The 24227-nt window shown below is 62.4% G+C and carries 22 protein-coding genes and 1 CRISPR repeat array; of the genes, 10 read left to right on the top strand and 12 right to left on the bottom strand.

Going from position 1 to position 24227, the window contains the following annotated elements:
• Window positions 1-585 precede the first annotated feature (585 nt).
• Window positions 586-1368: a nucleotidyl cyclase domain-containing protein gene (locus ACZ6SA_RS22140; protein WP_465829983.1), complete on the bottom strand. Its 783-nt coding sequence runs from the start codon at window positions 1366-1368 to the stop codon at window positions 586-588.
• Window positions 1369-1514: 146 nt separating this feature from the next.
• Window positions 1515-2099 (bottom strand): Crp/Fnr family transcriptional regulator, encoded by a 585-nt coding sequence (locus ACZ6SA_RS22135; RefSeq protein WP_465829981.1) that lies wholly within the window; start codon window positions 2097-2099, stop codon window positions 1515-1517.
• Between the two features lie 190 nt (window positions 2100-2289).
• A CRISPR array of direct repeats spans window positions 2290-2812; the repeat unit is 29 nt; unit sequence GGGACCATCCCCGCGTGCGCGGGGAGCAC.
• A gap of 1434 nt (window positions 2813-4246) precedes the next feature.
• Here ACZ6SA_RS22135 and ACZ6SA_RS22130 point away from each other — a divergent pair.
• The 3 genes from ACZ6SA_RS22130 to ACZ6SA_RS22120 all read left to right on the top strand — a co-directional run bounded on the left by ACZ6SA_RS22130 (window position 4247) and on the right by ACZ6SA_RS22120 (window position 7067).
• On the top strand, window positions 4247-5029 hold the full coding sequence (locus ACZ6SA_RS22130) for a transposase family protein (RefSeq protein WP_465829979.1): 783 nt from the start codon (window positions 4247-4249) through the stop codon (window positions 5027-5029).
• Window positions 5030-5883: 854 nt separating this feature from the next.
• Window positions 5884-6627, top strand: a complete 744-nt coding sequence (locus tag ACZ6SA_RS22125; RefSeq protein WP_465829977.1) for a helix-turn-helix transcriptional regulator — start codon at window positions 5884-5886, stop codon at window positions 6625-6627.
• The gene (locus ACZ6SA_RS22120; RefSeq protein ID WP_465829975.1) at window positions 6624-7067 is read left to right on the top strand and encodes a hypothetical protein; all 444 of its coding nucleotides are present in this window, start codon (window positions 6624-6626) and stop codon (window positions 7065-7067) included. Before ACZ6SA_RS22125 ends, ACZ6SA_RS22120 begins: the two co-directional genes overlap by 4 nt.
• A gap of 304 nt (window positions 7068-7371) precedes the next feature.
• Here the strand turns inward: ACZ6SA_RS22120 and ACZ6SA_RS22115 are convergent, their stop codons facing one another.
• The 4 genes from ACZ6SA_RS22115 to ACZ6SA_RS22100 form a co-directional block, all read right to left on the bottom strand.
• Window positions 7372-9582 carry a hypothetical protein gene (locus ACZ6SA_RS22115; protein WP_465829973.1) on the bottom strand — a complete coding sequence of 737 codons (2211 nt, stop codon included), beginning with the start codon at window positions 9580-9582 and terminating at the stop codon, window positions 7372-7374.
• Window positions 9583-10452: 870 nt separating this feature from the next.
• Window positions 10453-11094: a hypothetical protein gene (locus tag ACZ6SA_RS22110; RefSeq protein WP_465829971.1), complete on the bottom strand. Its 642-nt coding sequence runs from the start codon at window positions 11092-11094 to the stop codon at window positions 10453-10455.
• A gap of 12 nt (window positions 11095-11106) precedes the next feature.
• The gene (locus tag ACZ6SA_RS22105; protein WP_465829969.1) at window positions 11107-11982 is read right to left on the bottom strand and encodes a 5'-methylthioadenosine/S-adenosylhomocysteine nucleosidase family protein; all 876 of its coding nucleotides are present in this window, start codon (window positions 11980-11982) and stop codon (window positions 11107-11109) included.
• Window positions 11979-13697 carry a hypothetical protein gene (locus ACZ6SA_RS22100; RefSeq protein WP_465829967.1) on the bottom strand — a complete coding sequence of 573 codons (1719 nt, stop codon included), beginning with the start codon at window positions 13695-13697 and terminating at the stop codon, window positions 11979-11981. Before ACZ6SA_RS22100 ends, ACZ6SA_RS22105 begins: the two co-directional genes overlap by 4 nt.
• 86 nt (window positions 13698-13783) lie before the next feature.
• Between ACZ6SA_RS22100 and ACZ6SA_RS22095 the strand changes: the two genes are divergently transcribed.
• On the top strand, window positions 13784-14533 hold the full coding sequence (locus ACZ6SA_RS22095) for an NUDIX domain-containing protein (RefSeq protein ID WP_465829995.1): 750 nt from the start codon (window positions 13784-13786) through the stop codon (window positions 14531-14533).
• A gap of 790 nt (window positions 14534-15323) precedes the next feature.
• On the opposite strand, the gene ACZ6SA_RS22090 is transcribed toward ACZ6SA_RS22095, so the two are convergent.
• The 3 genes from ACZ6SA_RS22090 to ACZ6SA_RS22080 form a co-directional block, all read right to left on the bottom strand.
• Window positions 15324-16451 (bottom strand): restriction endonuclease, SacI family, encoded by a 1128-nt coding sequence (locus ACZ6SA_RS22090; protein WP_465829965.1) that lies wholly within the window; start codon window positions 16449-16451, stop codon window positions 15324-15326.
• A 17-nt stretch (window positions 16452-16468) separates the two neighbouring features.
• A complete protein-coding gene (locus ACZ6SA_RS22085; protein WP_465829963.1) occupies window positions 16469-17641 on the bottom strand; it encodes a DNA cytosine methyltransferase in 1173 nt (390 codons plus the stop codon).
• Window positions 17642-18131: 490 nt separating this feature from the next.
• Complete coding sequence (locus ACZ6SA_RS22080) at window positions 18132-18383, bottom strand: GntR family transcriptional regulator (protein ID WP_465829961.1); 252 nt, start codon at window positions 18381-18383, stop codon at window positions 18132-18134.
• A gap of 117 nt (window positions 18384-18500) precedes the next feature.
• Between ACZ6SA_RS22080 and ACZ6SA_RS22075 the strand changes: the two genes are divergently transcribed.
• Window positions 18501-18719: a hypothetical protein gene (locus ACZ6SA_RS22075; protein ID WP_465829959.1), complete on the top strand. Its 219-nt coding sequence runs from the start codon at window positions 18501-18503 to the stop codon at window positions 18717-18719.
• A 277-nt stretch (window positions 18720-18996) separates the two neighbouring features.
• Here the strand turns inward: ACZ6SA_RS22075 and ACZ6SA_RS22070 are convergent, their stop codons facing one another.
• The 3 genes from ACZ6SA_RS22070 to ACZ6SA_RS22060 form a co-directional block, all read right to left on the bottom strand.
• On the bottom strand, window positions 18997-19563 hold the full coding sequence (locus tag ACZ6SA_RS22070) for a nucleoside/nucleotide kinase family protein (RefSeq protein ID WP_465829957.1): 567 nt from the start codon (window positions 19561-19563) through the stop codon (window positions 18997-18999).
• On the bottom strand, window positions 19560-20555 hold the full coding sequence (locus ACZ6SA_RS22065; RefSeq protein ID WP_465829955.1) for a P-loop nucleotide/nucleoside kinase family protein: 996 nt from the start codon (window positions 20553-20555) through the stop codon (window positions 19560-19562). The genes ACZ6SA_RS22070 and ACZ6SA_RS22065 overlap by 4 nt, the downstream gene beginning before the upstream one ends.
• 279 nt (window positions 20556-20834) lie before the next feature.
• Window positions 20835-21203: a winged helix-turn-helix domain-containing protein gene (locus tag ACZ6SA_RS22060; protein WP_465829953.1), complete on the bottom strand. Its 369-nt coding sequence runs from the start codon at window positions 21201-21203 to the stop codon at window positions 20835-20837.
• A gap of 149 nt (window positions 21204-21352) precedes the next feature.
• On the opposite strand from ACZ6SA_RS22060, the gene ACZ6SA_RS22055 reads away from it, so the two are divergent.
• The 5 genes from ACZ6SA_RS22055 to ACZ6SA_RS22035 are packed head-to-tail and all read left to right on the top strand — an operon-like array spanning window position 21353 to window position 24201.
• Window positions 21353-21682, top strand: coding sequence for an SCO3933 family regulatory protein (locus ACZ6SA_RS22055; protein ID WP_165959524.1), 330 nt, complete (start codon window positions 21353-21355; stop codon window positions 21680-21682).
• Window positions 21675-23009 (top strand): FtsK/SpoIIIE domain-containing protein, encoded by a 1335-nt coding sequence (locus tag ACZ6SA_RS22050; protein WP_465829951.1) that lies wholly within the window; start codon window positions 21675-21677, stop codon window positions 23007-23009. Before ACZ6SA_RS22055 ends, ACZ6SA_RS22050 begins: the two co-directional genes overlap by 8 nt.
• 21 nt (window positions 23010-23030) lie before the next feature.
• The gene (locus tag ACZ6SA_RS22045) at window positions 23031-23681 is read left to right on the top strand and encodes a DUF2637 domain-containing protein (protein ID WP_465829949.1); all 651 of its coding nucleotides are present in this window, start codon (window positions 23031-23033) and stop codon (window positions 23679-23681) included.
• Window positions 23682-23694: 13 nt separating this feature from the next.
• Complete coding sequence (locus ACZ6SA_RS22040; RefSeq protein ID WP_465829947.1) at window positions 23695-24027, top strand: hypothetical protein; 333 nt, start codon at window positions 23695-23697, stop codon at window positions 24025-24027.
• A gap of 12 nt (window positions 24028-24039) precedes the next feature.
• A complete protein-coding gene (locus ACZ6SA_RS22035) occupies window positions 24040-24201 on the top strand; it encodes a hypothetical protein (protein WP_465829945.1) in 162 nt (53 codons plus the stop codon).
• Window positions 24202-24227 lie beyond the last annotated feature (26 nt).

Below are 24227 nucleotides of genomic sequence, written 5' to 3'. Positions count from 1 at the left end.
TCGACAACCCTTCTACCAGGGGCTCTTCTACTTGTCGATCAAGCTCTTCCGCGCAGCATGCCCGCGACCTGCGGCTTCAGGTTGGAAAACACTCATTAGATCGGATCTTCCTCGGATCCTTGACGACGAGGTGATGGCAGCGGAGGCCTCGATGTAGCAATGCGTTTAAGGCCGCAGTCCACCGTCCTGTGTGCGGGTCGCCCCTTAGCAGAACAAACGGCGTATTTGCCAACCGGGTGAGCAGTTCGTGCTGCGAGGGAGTCTCGATCAGGAACGTCCGAATCTTATCGAACTCCGCAGTGGATATGGGATGGGTATATACAGGAGGTTCTTCACTGCCGAAGTACTGGATGATGTCGCGACCGGCTCCGTACAGGGTGCCGCCGGTGCCGAGTCGATAAGTCGATCCCCCGTACCAGTTCCGTCCTACGTCGATGATGTCGGACCGTAGCCGCCGTTCTCTCCGCTCCTGCTCGATGCGCTCAACAAGGGAAGGGGGCGTAGGCCAAGCGCTGTCTTCCTCCGAGGCGGAAACCGCATCGGTGTCGGCGTCGTCCGAGGGGTCCAGAACAGGCGGCTCTTCTGTCATGGCTGAGGTTTCCGCCCTGACTCGTTGACGGTTACATCGCGGCCCGCGATGTTGTGCACCGTGCTGCCGCCCGAGATGTGATAGTCGTTGCCGCCGTACCAGTCATGGCCTACGTTGACCTGGCGGGCTGGCGGCGGCTGCTCATCTCCAGCCTTTTCAGGGACGCCCTCGGCGTCGTACTTTTTGAGCTCCGTTATGGCATGCACATTGTGCCCAGGCAGGTGAATGTACGCGATGTAGTCCTGCTGCTTGACCTTGGCCTTGACCCTGCGGAACTGGTCGGCGGGTGGCCCGCCGTAGCCCTGGCCGACGTAGTCGGAATAGAACGTGTCGGAGACGATCACGCCGAGGTTCGCATCCTTGACGGCCTTGAGGGCGGTTCGGAGAGCGTCGGCGTTGACCAGCCGTCCGCTTTCCACTGCGTTCTTGCCCGGTGATCCTGCAGGCCCGTCCACGTGGATCGGCCCTGCGTTCACGGCCAAGCGCAGGCGCAGGCGGGGCTGGGACGAGGCGTTGTGAGCGTCGATGGCCTGGCGCAGTGCGTCTGTGAACGGTCCGAGGAGCCGCCCGGGGTGGATGCTTGAGGGCAGGACGACGAACTCTCCGTCGCCTTGTGGCTGCCGCTTCCAGTCGAGCAACCCCAGGCCGGCTGCTCCCGCCGAGAGGTCTAGCAGCCGGATCATGGCCGACTGCAGGGCGTACTGGTCTGTGTTGTTGCGCTGGCTGTAGTCCTCGATGTCGTAGGTCAGCATCGCTCGATACTGCGGGGCGTCGTTCATCTCGCTCCTGTCGTTGGCGGTACGAGAACGTTGACGCTTGCACGCAGATAACGACCGGTATTTCTACGGGTTCGGCAGGCTATAGTCGGCTACCTTCATCAACCCATCCACGTCGTGGATGACGACTCGCCGGTGACCACGCGAGATCAGTCCACGCGTCGACAGCGAGCGCAGAGCCTTGTAGGTTCCTTGGCACCGATGAGACTGCCCAGCTCTTCCTGCGTCAGCGGAAGGCCGATGTCCATGCCTTCCTGTACGCCGCGCCCGTGCCTGGTAGCAAGCGCAAGAATGATCCTTGCGAGGCAGACCTCCGCGTCGTATCCCGCGAACTCCAGGCGTCGCTGATTGGCCCACTGGAGCCGATCACTAAGGAGCCCAGACAGCGCGAACGCCACGCTCGGGTGTCTCTGCATGTAACCGATGAAGACGTTTCCTTCGATCGCGCACAATGAGGTTCGGCCGCAGGTCGTGACATCGGCGCTGCGTTTGCCTGACCCCAAGATCGCCATTTCTCCGATGATGTCACCGCTGACCCGAACTGCGAGAAGCGTCCTTTCGCCGTTCTCCGCCCAGGTAGCGATCTTGAGGATGCCTTGGAGGATCAGGTAGACCGTCGTGCCAGGCTCACCCTGGCGGATGAGTCGCGTGGCGTCCGGCGGCGCGAGCATGGTGCCGAACTCTATGAGTTCGGTCGGCATCGCCTCGGGCAGCCGGGCAAGGAACGTTCCCATCGGCCACTCTGCCGCTACCGGAAGCCTCCAGTAACCGTTTCGATTACTTAGTTGGAATATGGCATTGATCGCATAACGGGCCAACAGTGCGGCCACCGAAACCTGGCAGACGCGGTGTTACAGTCCCTCGCTCGGATGTCGACGCCCTGTCTCCATATGGGTAGTTCCTATAACCGAGGCGGCAGCCCGCCGAGCCGTCCCCGCGTGCGCGGGGAGCGCGGCATGACCGGCAGCGTGCCGGACGCCATGGCGGGACCATCCCCGCGTGCGCGGGGAGCACCTGATCGGGCGCACCGCGCACGGGCTCACCCTGGGACCATCCCCGCGTGCGCGGGGAGCACGAATCGGTCGGATCGACAATGCACCGGTAGAAGGGACCATCCCCGCGTGCGCGGGGAGCACTGGTGTCCGGGCTTGCGGTGGACCCAGCGCTCGGGACCATCCCCGCGTGCGCGGGGAGCACAGACGGTGTCCGAAAGCCTGGAGGATTACCGGGGGACCATCCCCGCGTGCGCGGGGAGCACGTCCGGGACTGTGGGGGAGGGGACGGAGGGCGGGGACCATCCCCGCGTGCGCGGGGAGCACCGGCCGATCTCCTTACCGACCTCGATGCCCAGGGGACCATCCCCGCGTGCGCGGGGAGCACGAACTGAGCGTGATGATGAGCACTCGCACGTCCTCGACGGGACCATCCCCGCGTGCGCGGGGAGCACTCTCCACGACCTGCGGTTTTACCGGGCGCCGAGGCCATTTCTGAGCACTTTCGCGGAATCGGACATTCCGCCACTCTCCTGGGAGGGCTATGGATACGGGTGGAGCTGTGGGACCGGCGACGCCTTGCACGCCGCTGAGCGACAGCGCGTCCGTGAGCGTGTCGATCGGGTGCAGTTCCATGCTCGCCTCCGCCCGAACTTTGCGCACGTATTTGGCACGATCACCCGCCAACGATCACCCACAGCCGCACACCACCGGACACATCAAAAAGCCCTCGACCGACGTTTCCGCTGGTCAAGGGCCCTTAACTGCTGGTCGAACCTGGTGCCCCCGGCAGGATTCGAACCTGCGGCACCCGCTTTAGGAGAGAGGAGATCTCTCCGCCTATTCGGTTGCCTTGAACTGGGGAAACGCCGTAAGTAGCGCCTGAGTCACGCAAGATCATCCCTTGGATGTCCCCGCAGCAGCGTCTTCACATGCTCGCTGAGATGTCGCGGTGAAAGCGGCTCTGTGAAGTCGAGGAAGAGCCGAGGATCGTACGGCCCCCGACCGGCATATGGACCGTACTCCGGAGGGGAAGCTACCGTCGCTCTGACGTAGATCTGTGCCGGGATCGGTAGCGAACTCCAATGACGGGATGCGCTGCTATTGCCCTGCTGAAGGAGTCTTGGGGCGGAACATGACGCGGGGAGGGTAGCGAGGCTAGGCAGCAGCGCTGGCTTGTCTCGCGCCAGCTACTCCTGAGGGTAGCCCTCCTTCTCCATACAGTCATCATAAAATCTGACGTGCATCCCAGATGAGTACATTTCGCCGAGATCTGTCTGTGCCGCGAGTGGGTCCCTGGTCGATGACGGATATGCCTGTTCTGCCAGCTTCTCGCAGTGCGCCTGTGCCTCATGCCGAGTACGCCGAGTTTTTAGCGTTGATCGCTGCGGAGCCGAATGCTGCACCGTCTTCTGCGGTCCAGGTTGCGCTACAAGCGATCCTCTCGGCCCGCGAGGTCCTCGGGCACCGCGAGGCCCTGGGGGCCCGGAGGGGCCAGGTGGCCCTGGAACAGCCCTCTGCTCGCGAAGAGCAGCAATGTCCGCGCTCTGCTGACGAAGGAGAATGAGCTGCACCGCGGCTGTAGCCACAAGCAGTACTACAGCGACGGTGAGTGCATGCAGCAACTTCACGTGCTTTGGTGCCACAGTGCTGCAATTTACTCCATGAAACCCCTTATGGGTACGCTTGTGTCGGGGCTCGCTATGGACTTCGATGTAATGTGCATGCGATGCTTTCGCTGCTGTTACCGCTGTGAACTGATACCGAGAGGCTTTTTCAATCTGATCGCGCTGGTCAGCAGGGGCAGCGCCGGGGCGAGTTGGCATGAGAAGAGGCTCCCGGTAAGACAGCAGTCGACCAAGATCCGATGCCTCTACCGGAGAGCCTCGTTGCTGTCTTACCGTGCCGCGATTCCGCTGTCCAATCACACCCTGACCCGTCTGGCCGAGCTGATCCGCACCCGGCGTGCCGAGCGCCGCTGCCGGTGGCGGCACCTGGACGCGTCCCGGCACGCCCTGCTCGTCCTAGCCCACCTGCGCAACGGTGACACCTACGCCCGCCTGGCCGCCGGCTTCCGCATCGGCACCAGCACCGCCTGGCGCTACGTCCGCGAAGCAGCCGACCTGCCCGCCACGCTCGCCGACGATGTCCACGCCGCCGTCTTACGCGCCGGCCGGCCGGCCTACGCCATCCTGGACGGCACCCTGATCCCGATCGACCGACTGGCCGACGAACGCCCGTACTACTCCGGTAAACATCGACGCCACGGCGTGAACGTGCAGGTCCTGGCCGATCCGGCCGGCCGGCTGGTGTGGGCCTCACCCGCGCTGCCCGGTGCCACACATGACCTGACCGCGGCACGCGCCACCGGCCTGATCGACGCGCTCACCGCCCAAGGGGTGAAGACCTTCGCCGACAAGGGATATCAGGGCGCGGGCGGCAGCATCCGCACCCCCTTCAAAGCTCATCGGCTGCGGCCGCCCCTGTCGCGCCACCAGCGCTCGGTCAACCGCGCACACGCCCGCATCCGCGCCTGCGGAGAACGCGCCGTTGCCACCTTGAAGACCTGGAAGATCCTGTCCCGGCTGCGCTGCTGCCCGCACCGCGCCACCACACTCGTGCAGGCCATCCTCATCTTGCAACTCATCGAAGAAGGCCGCTACGCAGGATGAAAAGGGCTCCGAGAAGCAGGACGCTGCAGGCCGTTCGTCACCTTGCTGGCTTGTACTGAGCCTGCTCGGTGAGAAGCTCTCGTGCTCAACAGCGGTTTATGTGCCCTAGCTGTGGCAGATGGCCGCCGCGGTTGTTCGCATTGCTGGTCCAAAATGTGCGCGTCGCGGGCGCGCGCATCATCAGGTCGAGAGTTCAGACTCGAGCCGCACCAGGTCGAACTAAGCGCCTTCGCGGCGCACGACCAGCTGAAGGCGCAAGTCTGGGAAAATCTTGTGGGGCAGTGCTCGGGCGTGCCCATAAGACGTCAGTCGCGAATGGGACAAAGGTGGACATGGCACCTGACATGATCATTTGTTGATGCATCGAGTATATTTTGGCGGAGAACTCTTCCATGGAAGATGTCGAGCCGTGGGCGGTGACACATAGCTCCGCTATGGTCCAACCGGGAGTAAAATCTCTCACCATAGGGTGAGCGTGTTGGTCCAAGCGCGAAGGTGTGGGGATGACTGGTGTGGAGCTTGATCCAGCTGATCACACCAAGAAGCCGGTTCGTGATGTTCTGAGGATGCTTGTCCAGGAGGGGTGGACTCTCCGAAAAGGAGGGCACTGGGGGAAGTTGTACTGTCCATGCCCGGACGGGGGCTGCACGACGATCCCGGTTGATGGTACACCCCAGGCCCCGGAGAGGCATGCCCGAAACCTCCTGGTTAGGGCGCGCCGGTGCCCGCTGCCAGAGGGGGATCCTCGCCGCAGCTTGACCGGCCTCAACCGCAACCCGAGATCCGAAGACGACTGTTGACGTTTGTCAACAGGTGCCGGAAGCTAGTTGTAGTGTGACAGAGGAGGGGTCGAAGTGGAGTACGAGATGACCTTCGTCGTCACAGGAACTGACGTCGATGACGATCAAGCAGTCGCTGCACTCATGGAGCATCTCGACGCAATGCTATTCAGGGGAGCCGGCGTTGACTTGCTCTCTCTTGTCATCAAAGGGAACAATGCAATCGATGCGGCTTGCAATGCATACATCGAAGTTAAGCGCTTCGTTCCTGGGATAAACTTTGTGCGTCTAGACCGCGACCTCGTTGGTGTATCCGAAATCGCTGAGCGCACAGGTAGGACTCGTCAGAATATCGCTCAGTTGATCGCGGGAGAGCGGCGCGGTGATGTTCCCGATTTTCCTCCGGTTGAAGGAGTTATAGGGCGGTCTAAGGTATGGCTTTGGTCAGAAGTCAGCGCGTGGCTAAGGCATGTCGGCCTTGATGATGGGCTTGCGCGTCCTAGTCGAGATGAAATGAACGAGATTGACTTTAGGCTACGCAAGGGGACCCTACTAGAATTAAACCTGTTGGGGATGTATCGTCCCGATCAGGCCAATATTATCAGCCATGCCCTTAGTGTTATCACTATGGCGGGGCTCCCGCGCAACCTCCTTGTCTCAATCGCGAGGTCCGGACTACTGGTTGAGGGACAACTGCCCATCCAGATAAATCCATCTCTGTCTCGTCAGAATATCTCCAATGCCGAAGTTGCTGGCTCCTCCGATGCTCGATATGACTCGACATCGAACTCCGTTGGTATCTTGGAGGCTTCCCAGTGAGAGTGCAATGGGCCGTGCTTGCCGAAGGTTTCGTGCATGACGCCCGTGGGGCGATAACGGCGGTTGGGATAAATCAAAATGTACTGGTTGCGCCCTGTCTGCCGATAAATACTCGACGAGGAGTTTTGCTGATTCTTGCTGGAGAGTCCTACGAGTTCAGATCGGGCAGACCTCTCACTTTCGCCACATCCGTCATTTCACCTACTGGTCGCAGATTGATGACGCAATCGGCCGAGGGGAAAATCGGCGATCCAAAATGGACAGATGTTCCAAGTAGCTTAAGTATTGCCACTGAAGGGATATTTGAGGTGGCGGAGTACGGGAAGCACACTTTCAGAACCAGCATCGTTATAGCTGATGAGCCGGAGATCGTCGCAGAAGTCGATTTCTATGTTAGGGCGGGTGCGGCTGAAGGTGCCGCCGGAAACCTCACATCCTGAGTAGTAGCCTTCGATGAAGGTTGCAGAACGAGGACGGCTTGCTCCAATGTGCTGACAAGGTGTGGGCGCTTGTGCAGCCATGAATGGACTTCCAGGAGCCCAAGATAGCTTCCTTGCACGCCCCCTGGATGCCTAGTGAGAAGAAGGGACGATAGCCATACGGCCAGCACTTGTGACGGCGACCGTACGCTTGGCGCCTGCTCACGGCCAGGAATCCAGCAAGCAGGTAGCGGCTACAAGTTCGCCCTCACTGATGAGGACATGCCCGAGATCATGAACGACGGCGTCAGCGGGATGTTCTCGCCTAGTCCTCCGACGAGAGCCCGTAGCGGCGCACCCGCTCAGCTTCCTCGATCCGGCCTTGCTCGGCGATCAACTTGATAAGGCGTTCGGCGGCATGCTGGTCACCGTGGTCGATCAGTGCCCTTAGATCGCGTTCCCGGCCTTGCTCCGCGAGCAAGTCAGCCAATCGCAGAGCAGCGTGCCTTTTTCCGTTCTCGGCAAGGGTTCGTAGTGCTTCCGTTCGGCCCTGTTCAAACAACAGATCAGCCAAATGCGTTGCGGCGAAATCGTCGCCGGCTACAGCACGAGCCCGTAGGTCCTCCTCGCGCCATGGATAGAGCGGGACATAGATTGTCATCTGACCGGCAGTGGACTCGCCGCGCTCACTCGCATCTGCAACACCATCTTGTTGCCACCGATCGAGGAGACCCCGTAGGTCCTCTATCCGTTGTTGCTTATTCAACAGAAAAATCAGCTGCACAGCGGCGAATACATTGCCATGTTCGGCAAGGGCACGTAGCTGTTTCTCTCGGCCCTGCTCAGCTAGCAGAATAGCTAGCCGCTTGGCGGCGTACTTGTCGCCGCTCTCGGCAAGGGCCTGAAGTTCTCGTTCCCGCCCTTGCTCGGCTAGCAGGTTGGCTAGCGACTCGGCGGCGTACGTGTCGCCGCTCTCGGCAAGGGCACGTAGGTCACCCTCCCGAGACTGCCTTGCGAGTAGATGGGCCAACCGACCGCCGGCGTACTCGTCGCCGCTCTCGGCAAGGGCCTGAAGCGCTTGTTCCCGGCCTTGGCAGAACAGTAGATCGATCAGCTGCCTGGTGGCGTCCCTAGAGCCGCCGCTTACGCTGTTACGAAAGAGCGGCTCGGCGTAGCGGTACAGTAACCGATCCCTCGCCGCTTCTCCGACCCTTCGTTGGTCGTTTGGATCGGTGAGATTGTCGACCAAGGCCTCCCAGCAAGTTGCGGGGACCTTGCACTTACGGCGCTCGCGGCTGGCATTTTGTTGCAAATAGTCCGCAACCGCATACCCCGCTATCGAGCCCATGGCGCCCGGAGCTGCGATCGGCGCCAGAGCGGCGGCGGCGCCATGGAGTTCTTCGGTCAGGTAAGCGAGCGCGGTCTCAAACCAGTTCGGCTCGGCTTTGGCGCGCTGGCGCGCGTCGCAGTAGCCGGGCGCCGCCTTACGCAGCAGCGCAGCTGGCAGGGGAGAGGCCATTCCTAAGCGCGTGGCGTCGACCGCAGCTCCCAGCACCGCTGCCGCGTAGGGGTCAGCACCTTTCCACCGATTGATCAGTTGCGGGGCTGCGGCGATGACTTGTGTGAGTCCGTAATCCTCTGACCGCAGGGCCAGCGCGATGCGAACGTCCCCAGCCTCGGCCGCAGCTTCGGCGCGCTTGTGTTCGGCTGGAGTGAAGGTCTCCCCGATGTGGACTACGTCGGCCAACCCAAGCAGCTCCCGCTCAGCTGCATAGGGATCTGGGTCGCCACGCTGCGGGCGCGTGGTGTAGGCGAGATAACGTTCCGGCCAGATGGTAGCCACCAATACGGCGCCCTTTTCGAGCAGGCCACGTACGGTGCCAGCGCGCAGTCCCTCAGGGCCTTCAAGATAACGTTGCACTTCATCCAGCCACACCACCAGCCGGGCGGGCGGGTCGATGACGATCTGGCGCACTTGGTCGGCGTCGTCTGGATGCAGCAGCCACCAGGTGGCTAGCAGCGCATGCACGGCTTCATAGGCGCAGCGAGTCTTGCCCACCGATGAACTGCCCACAAGTATCACCAGCCCGCCCCGTCCGTCCGTGGCGGCCTCACCGATCAGGGCACGTACCCCGTTTGGGGCCGAATCGACGTCTCGCTCCACATACATCGGCAATTCACTGGTCGCGCCAGGAGCATTGATCGCCGCGTGCACGCCTAGTCGGCGGGGGTCGGCCGCCGCAACACGCGTCAGGCTTGCCGTTACTGCATCCGTCGCATCCAACGCACGTAAACGGGCTTGCTGCCATGCCTGCCAATGCGCACGGGGCACACCGCAAGCGCGCAGGAACAGCTCAAGCGTCTCTGCGTTAGGGCGGCCTTCGTTGAAAAGATCCGACAGCGTCGACTTTGGCAGCCTGCCGTCGGCTGCTTGATTCAGCACGGCATACGAGCGGCCGCCGCGCAAGGTCTGCATCGCGACAATCAGCTCCGGAATGGTGTGTACCAATCCGGGATCGGACGCCTTACCACTCACCAGCGGACTCCTCCTCGCGGACCAAATCAACCAACCATGTGTCGCACATCAAGCGGTCTCCGTAGCTTGCTGTACCTTCCGGACGGCGGGCGAACAGCGCCGGGCCACCACCCGAACCGGAGCCAAGGGTGTACTCAGCCACAGCCCAGCCTGCCCGATCTGCAACGACTACGGGTTGGTTCGTCCGAGGTGGTTCGCATTCGATGCCGGACCCCACCCCACCGCGATTGCCTGGACGCCCGGCCGGGACGACCTCAGCGGCACCCCGTCTTTCAGGAGGATCACGATGGAGCTTCTACCCGACCTCATCCCGCTAGCCGTGGCTGCCCTCAATCTGGCAATCGCCCTGCTCGCCCACTCAGACGCTGGTCGACGCCAGCCCGAACGACACCCGAAGGACACTGACAACGATCCCAACCACTGAGGGGTGATCGAACCTCTGGATCTGCCGGGAAGGGGTGCACCTTCCTGGCAGATCCAATGATGCTGGCGAGCTTAGGGCAATTGCAGCGTCGGTTCTGGGGCCTCATCCCAAGGTCCCCAGCCGCCTGCGTCGCCGGGCTACAGCCAGCGGAATACAGGCAGTTCTCGTCGTGGACGATGTAGTACTGGATTGCAGAGAGTGCGGTGGCGAAGGTAATCGCCGTTCCCTGGCTCAGCGGGGTGGACGCCGCTTTATCCAGCTCGTTGGAGGTTCCTGTCCAGGTCGAGCTTGTGGCACCTGCTGCAGGAGAGGGGCGGCCGTGGCCCGGCGCACAGGCTCTAACCTTTGCAGATGCTGTGCGACGCATGCGCCGTCTAGATGATCATCCCTAACGTGTCCCCGGACCTGTAGAGGCTGGCCAGCACGCAACTTAACTGCACACATGTCTAGGCGTGGTCCCAGGCTGTGGTGAAGAGCTGAAGGGCGTAGTCGTACATGAGGCCGGGTCGGGGCGCCACGATGCAGGGCGAGTCGCGGCCGTGAGCCGCTCGACGGTAGAGAGTGAGGAAGGCGACACGGTCGGTGATCACTATTCGGTGGAGGTTGGGCAGGTTGTAGCGGCGCAGCTCAATGTTGTCCCTGTCAGCGGCGACCTCCTTGACGTATCCAGCGTTGATGTCAACTTGCTCGGCCAGCATTCCGCGGGAGAAGCCCGGGTCGATACGCCGGATCTGGTCCTCGCGCCACTCCAGCCATGCTGCGGAGGGGTGATTGGTATCGGGAAGCAGTACGTGAACGAACTCCAGGCGACGTCCTTCGTCCTCCCACAGGGCCACGAACGCGTCACGGGTGAGTTCATTCCCTCGGCCTGCGAGCACCCGTACCCAGCGGGCTTTGCCGAGTTCTGCTGTGAGTTCTCCGGTGGCGGCGCGCTGTCGCGGATGTACCCGGGAGATTCCCAGGCCGGTGAATCTGGACAGAAGCAGCGCCGGCCAGGAGCGCACACGAGGCGACAGCGCCATACCTCCCACAACGGCGAGCGCTGTGGCGACGAGCGAACTCACCACCCCGATGACGAACTCTCCCATGGGGACTTCCCATCAGGCGTGAGACGGAAGGTAGGGGATCAGGGCTCGCAGTACCTCTGCGGCGTTCCGGGCGGCCGCTTTCTGGAGGATGTCATCCTTTTCTCTGTCCGAGTAGTCGGAGACTCCGCGGATCACTACCCATCCGCGCATCTGAGCCCGATCCCCGCGCTCGTGGAATGCTTGAGCCAGACCGCCGGCTTCCATGTCGACCACGGAGATCTTGTCATTGTAGTGTTTAAGGTAATTCCTGATTTCCGACTCAGCGTCCGCGATAACGGCGTCACCGGTTCCGACGATGCAGGGAATGACCCGAAACGCGTCCTCTCCGCTCCCGAATTCTGCCGGTTCGCCGTAGTCGACGAAGAAGCTGTTCACGGCGTTTCCCACGATGGCTGATGTCTCACGGTCCTCGCCTCTGCGCTGGGTACCGTCGGCCGTTTCCTTCCGAAGGTCGTAGTAGACCGCTCTCGTTGCTATAGCGACGTCTCCGGTGGAGATGTCCGGGTGGAATCCTCCGCCTATGCCGACAAGTGCGACGACTGCCGGGCGGAACATCTCCCTGAGATTCTCGAAAGCGGCGATGGTAGATCGTTGCCCCTGGCCCAGCGATCGAGTCATCGCCACTCTGGAGGCTACGCCTCGGAGGTCGGTAGTGCCGTGCCAGAAGGGAACCCCGTTCACGGGGGCATGTTCGAGTTTGAGGGTATCAATGACCGCCCTGGCCTCCGAGTCTTTGATTGTTATCACGCCGATGTCTGCTCGCCTGCCGGCCACGGCATCGGTCAGGTGGTGGTGGACGACCGTAGCGCCGTCGCCGATCGCGGTGCCGCTGATGGTCATAGGGCCGCCCCGATTGATGATCCCGCTGTTCTTGAGCCGATCGTTCATGCGTGGCCTCCTCCTGACATGCCGCTAAAGTTCTCAGGTAGATCTAGTTTCACCGCGTTGGCGCCCACTGCGGAGTTGTTCACATTCATCGATTCGCCGAAGTTCATGATCCCTGTGTTGATGATGCTGGTGGCGCGTTCTTCGAACTCCGAGATGTCGACCTTTTTCTCACGCAGGAACTCGGTCGCCGCCTTCAGCAGACGATCCTCTATGAGTTTCACGTGATCGGAGATCAGCGTTCGGTCGAGTTGGGCCGTCTCCCATGACATACGCTTTTCCTCGCGTACGCTCAGCTTCGCTCCGATCTTCACGCCGCGCTTTGGATAGAGTACGCGGGCTCGCCGGGCTCGAAGGGCCCCGAGCAGGGTGGCCGGGACATGAATGAGACGCCATGCCTGCATGATGTCGGTCGGAAGTTCGATAAGCGCTCGGACCGCTGCCCGAATTATGGCAGTGGCTCCGGTCTGGCCATACTCGTCCAGGACGTGATACTCGTCCGGTGTCCGCGTCAGCGCACAGGCGGCGAAGTCGAGGCTGAGCGCGCGCCCTTTGACTGTGGTGCGAAGGAACACAGTGGTGACGAGTTCGCCGCCGGATACCGATGTCCGGATCTCGAGGAAGTGATGGAAGCGGTCGAACGGCCGATTGATGATCTCGTTGATTTCGTCTGTGGCAGGGGTGCCTTGCAGCCAGCCGCGCTCTGGATCGACGTCAGCCTCGGCTACATAGATACGGTCGGCCTTTCCGAAGCCTGGAAGGCAGGTGGCGTCATCCTGCCCGTCGAGCCGTTGCATCTCGTGCTTCAAGTAAGTGACCAACTCATGCGCCTTGAACGGGAGAGGATCAAATTCCCGATCAGCCATGCTGCCTTCACCTATCTGCAACAAGTAGATGTTGAGAGGCGGGTTCCAGCGATGGATCAATCGTCCCGCTCCGACGAACGGTTTATGTGAGTCGTCGAGCGCGAGGATGTCGCGGAAGTTTTCCGGCTCCGGGTCCTCCTTAGGGGCTCTCCGGTAGATGACGAATGTGTGGTGCTGCTGTTCGTTGATCGCCCGATATCGGTGGCTGTCCGGGGAGGGCGGCTGACTTTTGGTTGTTCGGTGCAGCGCGCTGCGTTGGGCGGCACCACAGCCGCACGCGACGAGAACCGTCGACATCCCCGTGATCGCTGTTTGCTGCAGCAGATGGGAGAGCGGAATGCCCGCTATGGCGGAGATCATGGGAATGGCGACGAGCAAAGCACCACTGCCGATACAAGCAAGCTTTAGGGAGCGGAGGTGCGCGGCGAGGTCGTTCGACTCGCTGTTCCAGCGGACGCGTCGTAAGAACCGGTCCGCACGCTCTTTTGCCTTCAGCGGTGCCGCAACAAGAGCGCATCTGACTGCGACCGCAGCAGACCAGCACAGGCCGAATAACGCAGCCTCAGCGGCGGTCGCGGCCGGCGCCCACACCATGCCCCCCAGGAGGACCGCGAGCAGGAGCATCCACTTCAGCGTCTCCAAGCGCCACGCCCGCCACGCGTGCACGACGACTGGCACCAGGTCCAAACCGTAGGAGGGCGCGACCATGTGCTTGGAGTCGTTGTAGACCCGGCGGATGACCATCTCGCGGAAGTCGCGATCGAGGTAGACACCGGCACAGAGATACCGTGTCGCCTTCGAGTCGACTGCCCCCGTGTTCTTCTCGAGACGTACCGTGCGCGATCGGGCCATGAGCCCCTCCGGTAGTCATTTAGGTAATTCTGACCATAAGTCCGTCACGACTTGGAGTCAACTGGACCTTTAATGGGGGTATGGCAATGAGCAAGACAGGTCGCCGACGCCGCCCGCCTGCCTCCCTGGCAGTAGCCGTGGATTTGGTGATCTTCACCGTGCGCGATGGTCGACTCCAAGTTCTGCTGATCGAACGCGGCAACCTGCCCTACCGTGGCGAAGCGGCGCTCCCCGGCGGGTTTGTCCGCGATGGTGAGGCGCTGGGCGCGGCCGCCAGGCGGGAACTGCGAGAAGAGACCGGAGTCGGTGGAGGCAGCCTGCACCTGGAACAACTGCACGCCTACGGCGACCCTGGTCGCGACCCGCGTGGACGGATCATCTCCATCGCCTACCTCGCGCTCGGCCCCGATCTGCCTAGGCCCCAGGCGGGCACCGATGCGTCCGCCGCGCACTGGGCACCGGTTTCTTCCATCCTCGACGGGCAGATCACCCTCGCCTTCGACCACGAGGAGATCCTTCGGGATGGGCTGGAGCGGGCGAGGTCGCAACTTGAGCACACCACGATCGCCGCCGCCTTCTGCAAGGAGCCCTTCACCATCGCCGACCTGCGCCAGATCTACGAAGCAGTGTGGGGCGTCCCTCTCGACCCCAGCAACTTCCGCCGTAAGGTCATGAAAACCGAGGGCTTCGTCGTCCCCATCGGTGAACGACGAATCCCGGACGTCGGACGCCCTGCTGCGCTGTTCCGCCGTGGACTCGCCAAGACGCTGACTCCACCGTTGACGAGGTTGGGCAGCGTCGCGCCGCCTCTGGCTGACCACGAGAAGCTCACCTAGCTGGCCCCACTAACCTTGCGAAGATCGCACAGGATATCCACGACTCAACGGTGCCAACGCGCCGTCGATCATGGCGCGCCAACTCGCAAAGTCCACATCGACCTTGCAGGGCTATGAGGCTACCTACAAGAATCAGGTGTGGTGGCCACTACGTGGTTCCTCGAAGGATCCCGTATAAGTACTACTTCCGCTGTAGGAGAGTGGGGCCGGCACGGCTAGCCTGCTGGGCTGCAAACAGAGCAGATGTTTCGCTCCCTCTGCACCATCTCAAAGATCATCCCTACTATGTCCTGGCAGCAGAGGGGTACACCATGTCACTTGATGTCTACGGTCGGGATGGGCTGGTAGTGCGCATGGATCGGATACTAGCGTTCCAAAGCGTTGGCTGTTCATCCCGGCGGGTAGTGCATCACTGAAGATCAACCGCAAATGCCTCGGCCCGATCGGGAGAGCAACCACCACTTCCGGTGGCAAGCCGACCCGGAGCGCAGGGCCGTTAGGCCCGAGCACCGGAAGCGGTGCGGCAGCACTATTAGTCCACCATGACGCAGCGTAGGCCGCCTGAGGAAGAATTTGCAGCGGTCGCTACGGGTTATATGTAGTTCGCTTTAACCCGTTGAATGGAATTCTCGCTGCGGCGGCGTATGGGTCCTCGCGCTTCCATATCTGCAATGGTATCCATCAGCAGTGAACAGTGCGGTGCTAGTGGTGATGCAGTTCGCACGCATGACAGACCGAACGGCATAGCTCGGTCTCCATAAAGCCTTAGGTCGGCTCACGGATATCGATCCTAGAAAAGAGTCGACTTTTTGCTATCAATCTCATTATCGATATAGGCTTCGTCGATATCGTCATTGAAATGGTCGAGCCAGCGGTCTATTTCCGTTAGCTTAACTTCAATTTCTGTGAGTCTCTGATGCAGTACGCGCGGAAATTCGCCTATGACCTGGGCTACTTGGAGACCTGACCAGCCGAAGATATTTCTTAGAAAGGCGTGAACGCTCTCATGGACGTTGATGGAGATGCCAAGGCTCTTCTCGAGCGCTGGGATTCTTTCGGAATTCAGCAAGGAGATATGCCTTGGGTTGCTTACAACTAATGCGGCGCGTGGAATGCTAGCTTCGGACACGCTACGGACGAACTGTTCCAGCTCCGCTATGGTGACTGGTTTTCCCCTGACCTCCACTGCGAGAAGTATCTTCTCGTCTACCTTCACTTGAACATCGCCAGGAATATCTCTAGAAGGGTCGTTGATTCTTCGAGAGATTACCCCGACGTGGAGCATGTCCAGTCCTGCCGCCACGCAGGCCTGCAACTTACGCGGCACGTGATTGCCCGTGGAGACATACTTATCTGTCAACTCTATAAGGTTCGACTCTAGAAGCCGACTCGAACCTATTGCCCGTTGGCTCTTGCTAGCTATTTCGATGCCAACACGCAGATATGCGCTTAGGGCAAGACGGGCTTCCGTTATTGTGTAGCTCTCAAGCCGTTCGAGGCTCGCTTTCAAGGCATCGAAATATGGAAGGGCTGAGGTTCGGACCCTTTCTCGCTTTATTTCGTTATAGTGATCAAAGCGAAAGAAAGGCTGATTGTTCATGGGCTCGCGTCCCGTGAGCCTTATGCTGAACTCGAGTTCGACTGCAGCGGGAACTAGAACGTTGTGGCATAGGGTCCGTGCCGAATAGGAGCGCTCACCCTGTGTTTCTTTGAGACCAAGCGGATCAACCTGGTCATTGCATGAGCGTGCGAGGAGTGCCGTTCCTAGTGCAGGGGTGAAGGTTCCAGACGCTTTATCTTCACGTAGCTTTTCTGCCAGGGCGATCCACTCCGCAGGAAGTTCAGTGTCTTCCTTGGCGAGCTTGTACGCATCTTCTAGTACGCTGCGTGCCAGCGCGTGGTCGATATGAATGCCCAAGAGAAGTACCGCGCTCTCTAGAAGAGAAGGGTCTCCTGAACTCGGTCAGGCTGGACATCCTTGTCCAGGGGATCAAGATACCCCATCTGCTCCATGAGCGCGCGGATGACAACCTTCCCTAGCTCGACTGGGACGGCGTTGCCGATCTGACGTTGTACTTCCCTGCGATCGCCCACGAACTCGAACTCGTCTGGGAACGTCATGATGCGCTTGAGTTCAGGAACGCGGAGTCGGCGTGCACGCATGTCTCCGTCAGCGTTGGGGACGTTCTCCCAGTGGAAGGGGCCTACCCATGGGCCAGGTTGCGCTTGTACCGTGGTTGATGGGCGATCGGGATCTAGGCGGAGTAGAAATGTCCAATATCGGCTTCGCCACTTGAAGACAGGCCGACCCCCATACCGGTCGGTGTGCCACAGATAGTTCTGTCCCGGTGGTACCTCGGCGGCCAGTTCTCCGAATGTGCCATCAGCGATCTCCCCTTGCTCCGGGATGCCGGGAAGTAGATCATTGAGAACCTCTTTGACGGCTACGAAAGGGGTTTTCGAGGAGTCGTACGCTCTGTCTCGCTCAGACTCTCCGGAGTGCGTGGTGGGAGGAAAACGGAACGGTTTTCCATCCCGCCTACCCACGACAAACACGCGCCTTCTAAGCTGTGGGACACCGTACTCCGCGGCCAGCAATACTTTGTACTCGACGCTGTATCCGGCCTCGCGCAACCCGGTGATAAGTCTTCGTAGCTGTTCCTGATGCGTTTTGTACGTCAAGCCTTGTACATTCTCCAGTACAAAGGCCTCTGGCTTGACGTCAGTGACAACACGTACGTACTCATCTAGGAGAGAGGCATTAGGATCTTGACTATTGCGTTTCTCTTCGATCCAGAAACCTGACTTGCTGAAGGGCGTGCACGGAGGGCCCCCAACCACAAGCGTTGGCTCACCCCTGCTTAGGCCGGCGACCTTGAGGAGATCGGTAGTTTCGACTGTACGAATATCTTCCAGAATCGTCTTGGTGTGTGGGAAGTTGCGAGCGAGCGTCTGGAGCGCCGTTGCGTCATAGTCGGTCGCAACACGAACGCGAAGAGGCGATCCGGATCCATCGTGGACGAGGGGTGGCTCCGCGCAGCGCTCAACCGCGCAGTCCAAGCCCCCGGCGCCTGCAAACAGGCTGATGACTGGAAGTTCATTCGTCACGGGACCAAGGTAGCGGATGATCGGCCGTTGAACAGCGCGCTTAGGGTGACGGGTGAGACTCCCAGCACGGCACCAGTTCGTGTTGGCCACCACTGCCAGCGAAGCGCTGACGGTGTGGGCCACGACCGGCCGAAGAGCCGAAGCGTGGCCCGCGGCCGTCAGCGCGTGCCGCGGCACCGGAGGGGGCGCGGCCTTGAAGACGTGGAGAAAAGTCTCATCCAGTTCGCAATCATGCGCCAGTCCAGCGGTGGATGCTTACCCCTTTGTCTAGCGTTCCAAGGCCTCCTGCTTGGCCGCTGCGGGGATGTACTCGGGCGCCGCTTGGTAGAGCCCAGTTGTGGTTGTCGTTGCGGCGCAGCATGAGAAGGTCGCCGCCTCCCTCGTCACGACGACGTTGACCGAGGGAAGGCTGTTCGGGCCGTGCGCTCGGGGCGTCGTACTAATCGAGCGCCGGGCCATGCCTTGCGTGGTTAGCCACCCGCCTCGGTTCTCAGTCTTTGGCGGCTTCCGCTTCGTTAGGCGGGCTGACGAAGCTGCCCAGGTTGGGCACGGTGTAGATCAGACCCTCCTCTCGAAGCTGGCGGATCGCCTTGCGGATGGTGTCGCGGGCCACGCCGAACTCCTGGCCCAGACGCACTTCCGATACGAGGTACTTTGGCGGGTATTCGCCGCTGCTGATCCGTGCACGAAGAACGTCGGCGACCTGGTGCCAACGGGGGCGGTCGGGCTCGAACTCGATCACGTGGTCAAGGGTAGAAAGGGGGTTCTAAGGGTCTTCACTCGCCTATAGGTACCTATCGCTACCCCTCGGTGCCCCTAGGGGTAGACAGGCTCCCGTGTGTCGTCCTACGCTCAGTGCATGGCACTACCTGCTCAAGACCTGGACGAGCTTCGCTCCGCCTTCCCTGCTTGGTCCATCTTCCGCAGCGACGGCGGGGCCTATTACGGGAGCCGGCGCGCTGTCCGCCTGAGCGCCAGGCAGATCGACGCGGGATTCCAGCAAACGGTGAGCGCGGACGATGTGGAGTCCTTCGTCACGCAGCTCCAGGCGCAGGACGAGTTGGGGATGCAGTCATGAGCGGCTCGTCCTGGCACTTCGACCACCACAGTGAACATCCGGCTCGCGCTCACGACCGTGCGCTACAGGTGGGCTGGCAGCAGAGCCAGGACCGTTGTCCTCGGGTGCGGGTCCGCGACCACACGTGCATGTGCCTGCGTCCGATGTACGAGCTGTGTACGGCGGGTGGTCTGTGGTTCATGCGGCGCTACACCGGCAAGAACCTAGAGATCATGGTCGAGAGCCCTTGGATGCGGGCGGGAGCAGCTCACACCTTGTGGATGCGCATCCTGACCGGTCAAGCGCGGTGACTGCTTGGATTCACCGTCAATTCGCCATAGGAGCCGGCGATTCGCTCGGCGATCTCAGTCGGTGTGACGAGATCGGTCCGAAAGCGGTAGTGAAAGGGCAGATCGGTGTGCGCCTGCAGATCCGCCAGCGTCTCATCCCATGCCTTCAAGCGTTGTGGGGTGTCACGGTCGCCGCGTTGTTCGGAGCGTTGTTCGCACACCGGGCGCGGGATCCACAGCAGGACCGTCAACCATGGGTGGGCCTCGGCCAGGCGGCGGATGTCCGCAGTGTTCCCGAGGTGGGCCACGGGAACGCGGCCGGCCGTGATGAGGTCGGCGATGTGACAGCGGTCGATGGCGTAGGTGTTGTTGTAGCGATGGGTCTCCAGCATCAGTCGCCCGGCCGCGCGCAGCCTTTCCAGCTCTTCAGGGCTGACGAAGTCGTATTCGGTGCCGCGGCGGTTACCCGCTTTGAGCTTGCGGACGAGAGCGAACCGTGGGTCGAGCCGGCAGAGGGCGGCGGTAATGGTGCTCTTGCCGCTGGCGGGTGGCCCGTACAGCACGATGCCCCTCATGCGAGGATCCGCTTCAAGGTCTCGCGGGTCTGGTCGGCGAGGCTGATCGCGGCGCCGAGGCGGTTGTCGACGGTGATGTGTGCGGTCGGCGGGCTGGTCTCGGTGTTGAGGCCACTGACGTACGTCTGCCAATTGGCGAGCTTCCACGCATCGCGGGCAGCACCGCGGAACTCGATGTACTCCCGCATCGACTCGCGATCGCATCGCACCCAGACTGCGGCGACGTCGATGCCCTTGGCCGCGCAGCGGTTGGTGAGCCGGGAAACCCAGTCGGGATCGGCCAGCTCGGCGATGAACGGGGCCGAAAGGATGGCCGACGTGCCGACCTTGAGGTTGTCGAAGGCCGTTTCCATCAGGCACCGGTACTCAAGGGGCCGCACCTCGCGGAGGTACAGCTCGGTGTGCCGGTCGTGGGGATCGCCGCCAAGGGAGATGAGCAGTCGTTCGACCATGGGGCGGGTCAGTGAGTCCTTGTCGAGGAAGGCCCATCCGGTGATGTCGGACAGGAAGCGGGAGAACTCTGTCTTGCCGGAGCCGGCGTAACCGCCGACGAGGGTGAGGATGGGCTTCGGGCTGCCCTGGCCGTGTCGGCGTCGCCAGGCGTCCACCACCCGGTTGAGGAGGGCGTTCTGCTCGGCATTCGTGGGAGAGCCAGAGACCTTGACCAGCGCTTCCTCAATCACCTGGGCGGCGGCGTTGTCAACAGCGGGGTCGGTGGGCTGGGGCAAATCCGAGATGGAATTTTCCACTTCGGATATTTCGCCGGGTAGGGGCAGGCGGAAACCAAGGGTCGGCTCATTTGCCTGGTATAGGAGGCAATAGGCACGCCGGTAGTGTGGTCCGGGATATACCGATCCTTGCTCGTGTGCCCAGAGCGTCTGGAAATTGGCCGCCGGCGCGGCGAGGCCATGTCGCGCGGCTACCTGCCGTAGCTGGTCACCTGCGGCTTCGAGGGTGAGACCGTGCGCTTCGCGGTGCTGGCGCAGAATCATGGGTCGCCATCCGGGGCGCTGAATTGTCTTCATCGCATCCTTTTGCGCACGTCGGGAGGGCTGGCGTGTGTAAGCGCATGTGTAACCGCCATGCAGGCAGCAATGCAGAAGCTTAGCTAACGCTCCGTGATACTCACCAGAGCCGATGCGCGATGAACTAACGGCATCCCCACCGGGATAACGACCGACCAGAAAGGGGTGCCGAAGTGACCGCAAATGATCGGATTCTCGCCGAACTTCAGGCGATAACGGAAAAAATGGAGGAGCTGGCCTACCGGGTCAGCGAGATCGCTTCGGCTCTCGGAACACGGCCTTCTCCAACTCCGAGATCCGATCGCCCAGAGCCGACACGGCACTCCGCATCTGAGCAAGCTGCTCCATGATCTCCGACGAGGCCGGCTCTTCTTCGAGTGATGCCGCAGCGCCCTCGCGCACGAACACGCCCTTGCCTTGCTGGCCGACGATGAGCCCCTCAGTGCGGAGCACGCTGATGGCCGCTTTGACCACGCTGGCGGACACGTCGTAGCGCTGGCAGAGCTGAACGGTCGAGGGCAACGCGGCTCCGGGCTCGAGTGAGCCCGTCCTGATCTGCGTACGCAGGTCGTCGGCGATCTGAAGGTAGCCGGGGCGACCGGTCTTCTCGACCATCCCATGCCTTTCACGAGGTCGTCTGACCTCTACTTCAGCACACCTCTCATGACCTGCCAACCAAGTCTGCGTGGAATCCCTTGACAACTTAGGATGCCAAGTGTTCCATGTCTACTAAGAGTTACAACGCGACTACGTAAGGAAACACCATGCGCACCGTCCCCATCCCTGTGGACGTCAGCAAGCTCACCATCACCTGCGTGAAGGCCCCGCGCCCTCGCGTGCTCAACAAGGACACCGGCGAGATCAAGACCGACAAGCACGGCAACACCGTCTACGAGGTCACCGTCTCGGTAGAGGACGAGTTCGGCCGGATCGAACTCGTCAAGATCGGTATCACCGGAGAGCCGCCCATCAAGGCCGGCGACGCCGTCAACGCGGTCGGACTGCTCGGCTACGTCTGGGAGATTGCCGGCCGCTGGGGCATCTCCTACCGCGCGACCGCCCTGCTCCCGCTGCAGGAGGCCGCCGATGTCTGACCCGTTCTACGCGATGCTCGCAGTCCTGGCCGCCTCGGCGGCCGGGCTGTGGGCCTGGCGCCGCTGGCACTACCGCTCCTTCTGGCTCGTCATCGGCTTCCCGATCACGGCCATCACCATCCGGGCGACCTGGCGCAAAGTCGCTCTCGGCTGCAACCTCACCAAAAAGCGGCAGCGCTTCTGGTTCACCACCGTCCCCGGACTGGTCGCCTCCACCGGCGTCGTCCGCGTCCGGCGCAAGTGGCAACGCATCGCCGTGGACACCAAACCGTTCATGTGGCTGCCGCTACCGACCCGGCACGGCTGGCGGGTCACCCTGCACACCCTGGAAGGACAGATCCCCGCCGACTACGCCGCCGTCGCCGAACGCCTCGCGCACTCCTGGGGCGTGCACGCCGTGCGCGCCTCCTCCGACAAGCCCGGCCGGGTACGCCTCGCCGCCACCGTCCGTGACCCGCTCGTCAAGGTCGATGAACTGCCACCGTCCACCGAACTGCTCAAGGTCACCGTAGGACGGCTGGAGACCGGTACGCCGTGGGTCATCGACTTCCGAACCGTGCCGCACTGGATCAACGCGGGCGCAACGCAGTCCGGCAAGTCCAACCTGGCCAACGCGCTCATCGTCGGCCTCGCGCCGCAACCGGTCGCCCTGGTCGGCTTCGACCTCAAAGGCGGCGTCGAGTTCACCCCGTACACACCGCGACTGTCCGCGCTGGCCACCACGCGCGCCGAGTGCGGCGGGCTGCTCGATGACCTGGTGGCACTCATGACCGACCGGATGGGCGTGTGCCGAATGGCCGGCGCCCGCAACATCTGGCAGCTCCCGCCGCACCTGCGGCCGGTGCCGATCGTCGTCCTGGTGGACGAGCTGGCCGAGCTGTACCTGATGGCCGACAAGTCGGAGAAAGACGAGATCGCCAAGACCTCGACAGCGCTGCTGCGAATCGCGCAGCTCGGCCGGGCCTTCGGCATCTACCTGTTCTGCTGCGGCCAGCGCATCGGCTCCGACCTCGGCCCCGGCGTCACCGCGCTGCGCGCCCAATGCTCCGGCCGGATCTGCCACCGGGTCAACGATCCCGAAACCGCCACCATGACCCTCGGCGACCTCGACCCGGCCGCGCTCGACTCCGCCCGCGCCATCGCCGCCGAGACACCCGGCGTCGCTGTCATCGCCAACCAGGACGGCCAGTGGTACCGCGCCCGCTCCTTCTACGTCAGCGAACAGACCGCCGAACAAGCCGCCCGTACGTACGCCGACCACGCTCCTGCCTGGGCCGACGTCATGGCGTCGCAGCCCCACGAACTGCCCGACACGCAAACCGCCTGACCGGTCGAGAGGAGGAACGAGATGCGCCACTTCACCGCCTGGGTGCTCGACACCGGTCCTGTCATCGTCCTCGCTCTGATAGCCGGGGCGGGCTCCTTCACCCACATCCGCGACACCGCCCGCGAACACGGACAGACGGGCTGGATGGCCTGGGCCGTGGCCGTCTGCATCGATCTGACCTGCGTCATGGCCGCCCGCGAACGCCAACGCGACAAGAAGACAGGCCGTATCCGACGCGGCCCGATCTCGTGGCCCGTCCTCGTCCTGAGCGGAGGAATCGTCCTTTCCCTCGCCGCCAACCTGCAGCAAGCCGACCCGACCGTATGGGGCTGGATCACCGCCGCGACACCACCGGCCGCCTTCCTCGTCGCCGTCTCCATGCTCGAACGCCGGGCGTCGAGCGCGGCGATCGCTCAGCCGGCCGACGTCACCGAGGCGGCACCGCCCGAACCTCTGCCCGATCGCCTCGCCGCCGTTCCCGCGGCCGACCGTCCCGCTCTCGACACCGGCCAGGACGAACGGCCCGGACCCTCCCCGGCACTCGTCGACTTCGCGCGCCGGGTCGCCGACGAGCACCACACCAAGCACGGCAAACCGATCACCCGCGACGCACTACGCGCCCGCCTGGGCGTGTCCGACCAGCTCGCCGCCGACCTGCTCCACACCATCTGAAAGGCCCATCGTCATGCAGTACGAGCGAGACGCTCTCATCGCCGGCCTCATCGCCCTGGCCGGCCTCCTCAAGGCCAACCCGAAGCTGCCCATACCGGTCGCGCCGCTCGTCGCCCATGCCTTCCCCGACAGGGGCACCGACGACGAGATGCGCGCCAAGGTCGACAAGGTCGCCGACCTGCTCGGTACCGAGATCGACCCCGCCCACACGCCCTACGGCCACTACCAGACGGCCATCGAGTTCGGGCCCGTCCGCTACGAGTTCACCGCGATTCTCGCCGCCGCTCGCGCTCACCACGACGCCGTCAACAGCTACCGCGATTCCGTCCAGATCGACAACCCGTAAGGAGACAACACCATGCGAATCCGCCTCGAAGGCAGCCGCGCCGAACTCGCCCTCGGCATGATCCACCTCCGCCAGCTCTTCAACGTCACCTCCATGTCGCGCGCCTACCCCGCCCGGCACCGGGCGCGGCACTACCGGCTCTACCTGACCATCAGCCCGCGCAAGGACCAGTGACACATGACCCCAGAAGAACCTCACCC

The sequence above is a fragment of the Nonomuraea sp. NPDC049378 genome (genome assembly GCF_055586745.1).
The sequence above is the reverse complement of the archived record's forward strand: the minus strand, read 5'-3'. Positions and strand labels throughout refer to the sequence as shown.

What these genes read in the sequence shown, in the direction of transcription:
- ACZ6SA_RS22140 (WP_465829983.1), bottom strand. Translation starts at nt 1,368, where the DNA reads ATGAACGACGCCCCGCAGTATCGAGCGATGCTGACCTACGACATCGAG.
- ACZ6SA_RS22135 (WP_465829981.1), bottom strand. Translation starts at nt 2,099, where the DNA reads ATGGGAACGTTCCTTGCCCGGCTGCCCGAGGCGATGCCGACCGAACTC.
- ACZ6SA_RS22110 (WP_465829971.1), bottom strand. Translation starts at nt 11,094, where the DNA reads ATGGGAGAGTTCGTCATCGGGGTGGTGAGTTCGCTCGTCGCCACAGCG.
- ACZ6SA_RS22105 (WP_465829969.1), bottom strand. Translation starts at nt 11,982, where the DNA reads ATGAACGATCGGCTCAAGAACAGCGGGATCATCAATCGGGGCGGCCCT.
- ACZ6SA_RS22100 (WP_465829967.1), bottom strand. Translation starts at nt 13,697, where the DNA reads ATGGCCCGATCGCGCACGGTACGTCTCGAGAAGAACACGGGGGCAGTC.
- ACZ6SA_RS22095 (WP_465829995.1), top strand. Translation starts at nt 13,784, where the DNA reads ATGAGCAAGACAGGTCGCCGACGCCGCCCGCCTGCCTCCCTGGCAGTA.
- ACZ6SA_RS22075 (WP_465829959.1), top strand. Translation starts at nt 18,501, where the DNA reads ATGGCACTACCTGCTCAAGACCTGGACGAGCTTCGCTCCGCCTTCCCT.
- ACZ6SA_RS22070 (WP_465829957.1), bottom strand. Translation starts at nt 19,563, where the DNA reads ATGAGGGGCATCGTGCTGTACGGGCCACCCGCCAGCGGCAAGAGCACC.
- ACZ6SA_RS22065 (WP_465829955.1), bottom strand. Translation starts at nt 20,555, where the DNA reads ATGATTCTGCGCCAGCACCGCGAAGCGCACGGTCTCACCCTCGAAGCC.
- ACZ6SA_RS22060 (WP_465829953.1), bottom strand. Translation starts at nt 21,203, where the DNA reads ATGGTCGAGAAGACCGGTCGCCCCGGCTACCTTCAGATCGCCGACGAC.
- ACZ6SA_RS22055 (WP_165959524.1), top strand. Translation starts at nt 21,353, where the DNA reads ATGCGCACCGTCCCCATCCCTGTGGACGTCAGCAAGCTCACCATCACC.
- ACZ6SA_RS22050 (WP_465829951.1), top strand. Translation starts at nt 21,675, where the DNA reads ATGTCTGACCCGTTCTACGCGATGCTCGCAGTCCTGGCCGCCTCGGCG.
- ACZ6SA_RS22045 (WP_465829949.1), top strand. Translation starts at nt 23,031, where the DNA reads ATGCGCCACTTCACCGCCTGGGTGCTCGACACCGGTCCTGTCATCGTC.
- ACZ6SA_RS22040 (WP_465829947.1), top strand. Translation starts at nt 23,695, where the DNA reads ATGCAGTACGAGCGAGACGCTCTCATCGCCGGCCTCATCGCCCTGGCC.
- ACZ6SA_RS22035 (WP_465829945.1), top strand. Translation starts at nt 24,040, where the DNA reads ATGCGAATCCGCCTCGAAGGCAGCCGCGCCGAACTCGCCCTCGGCATG.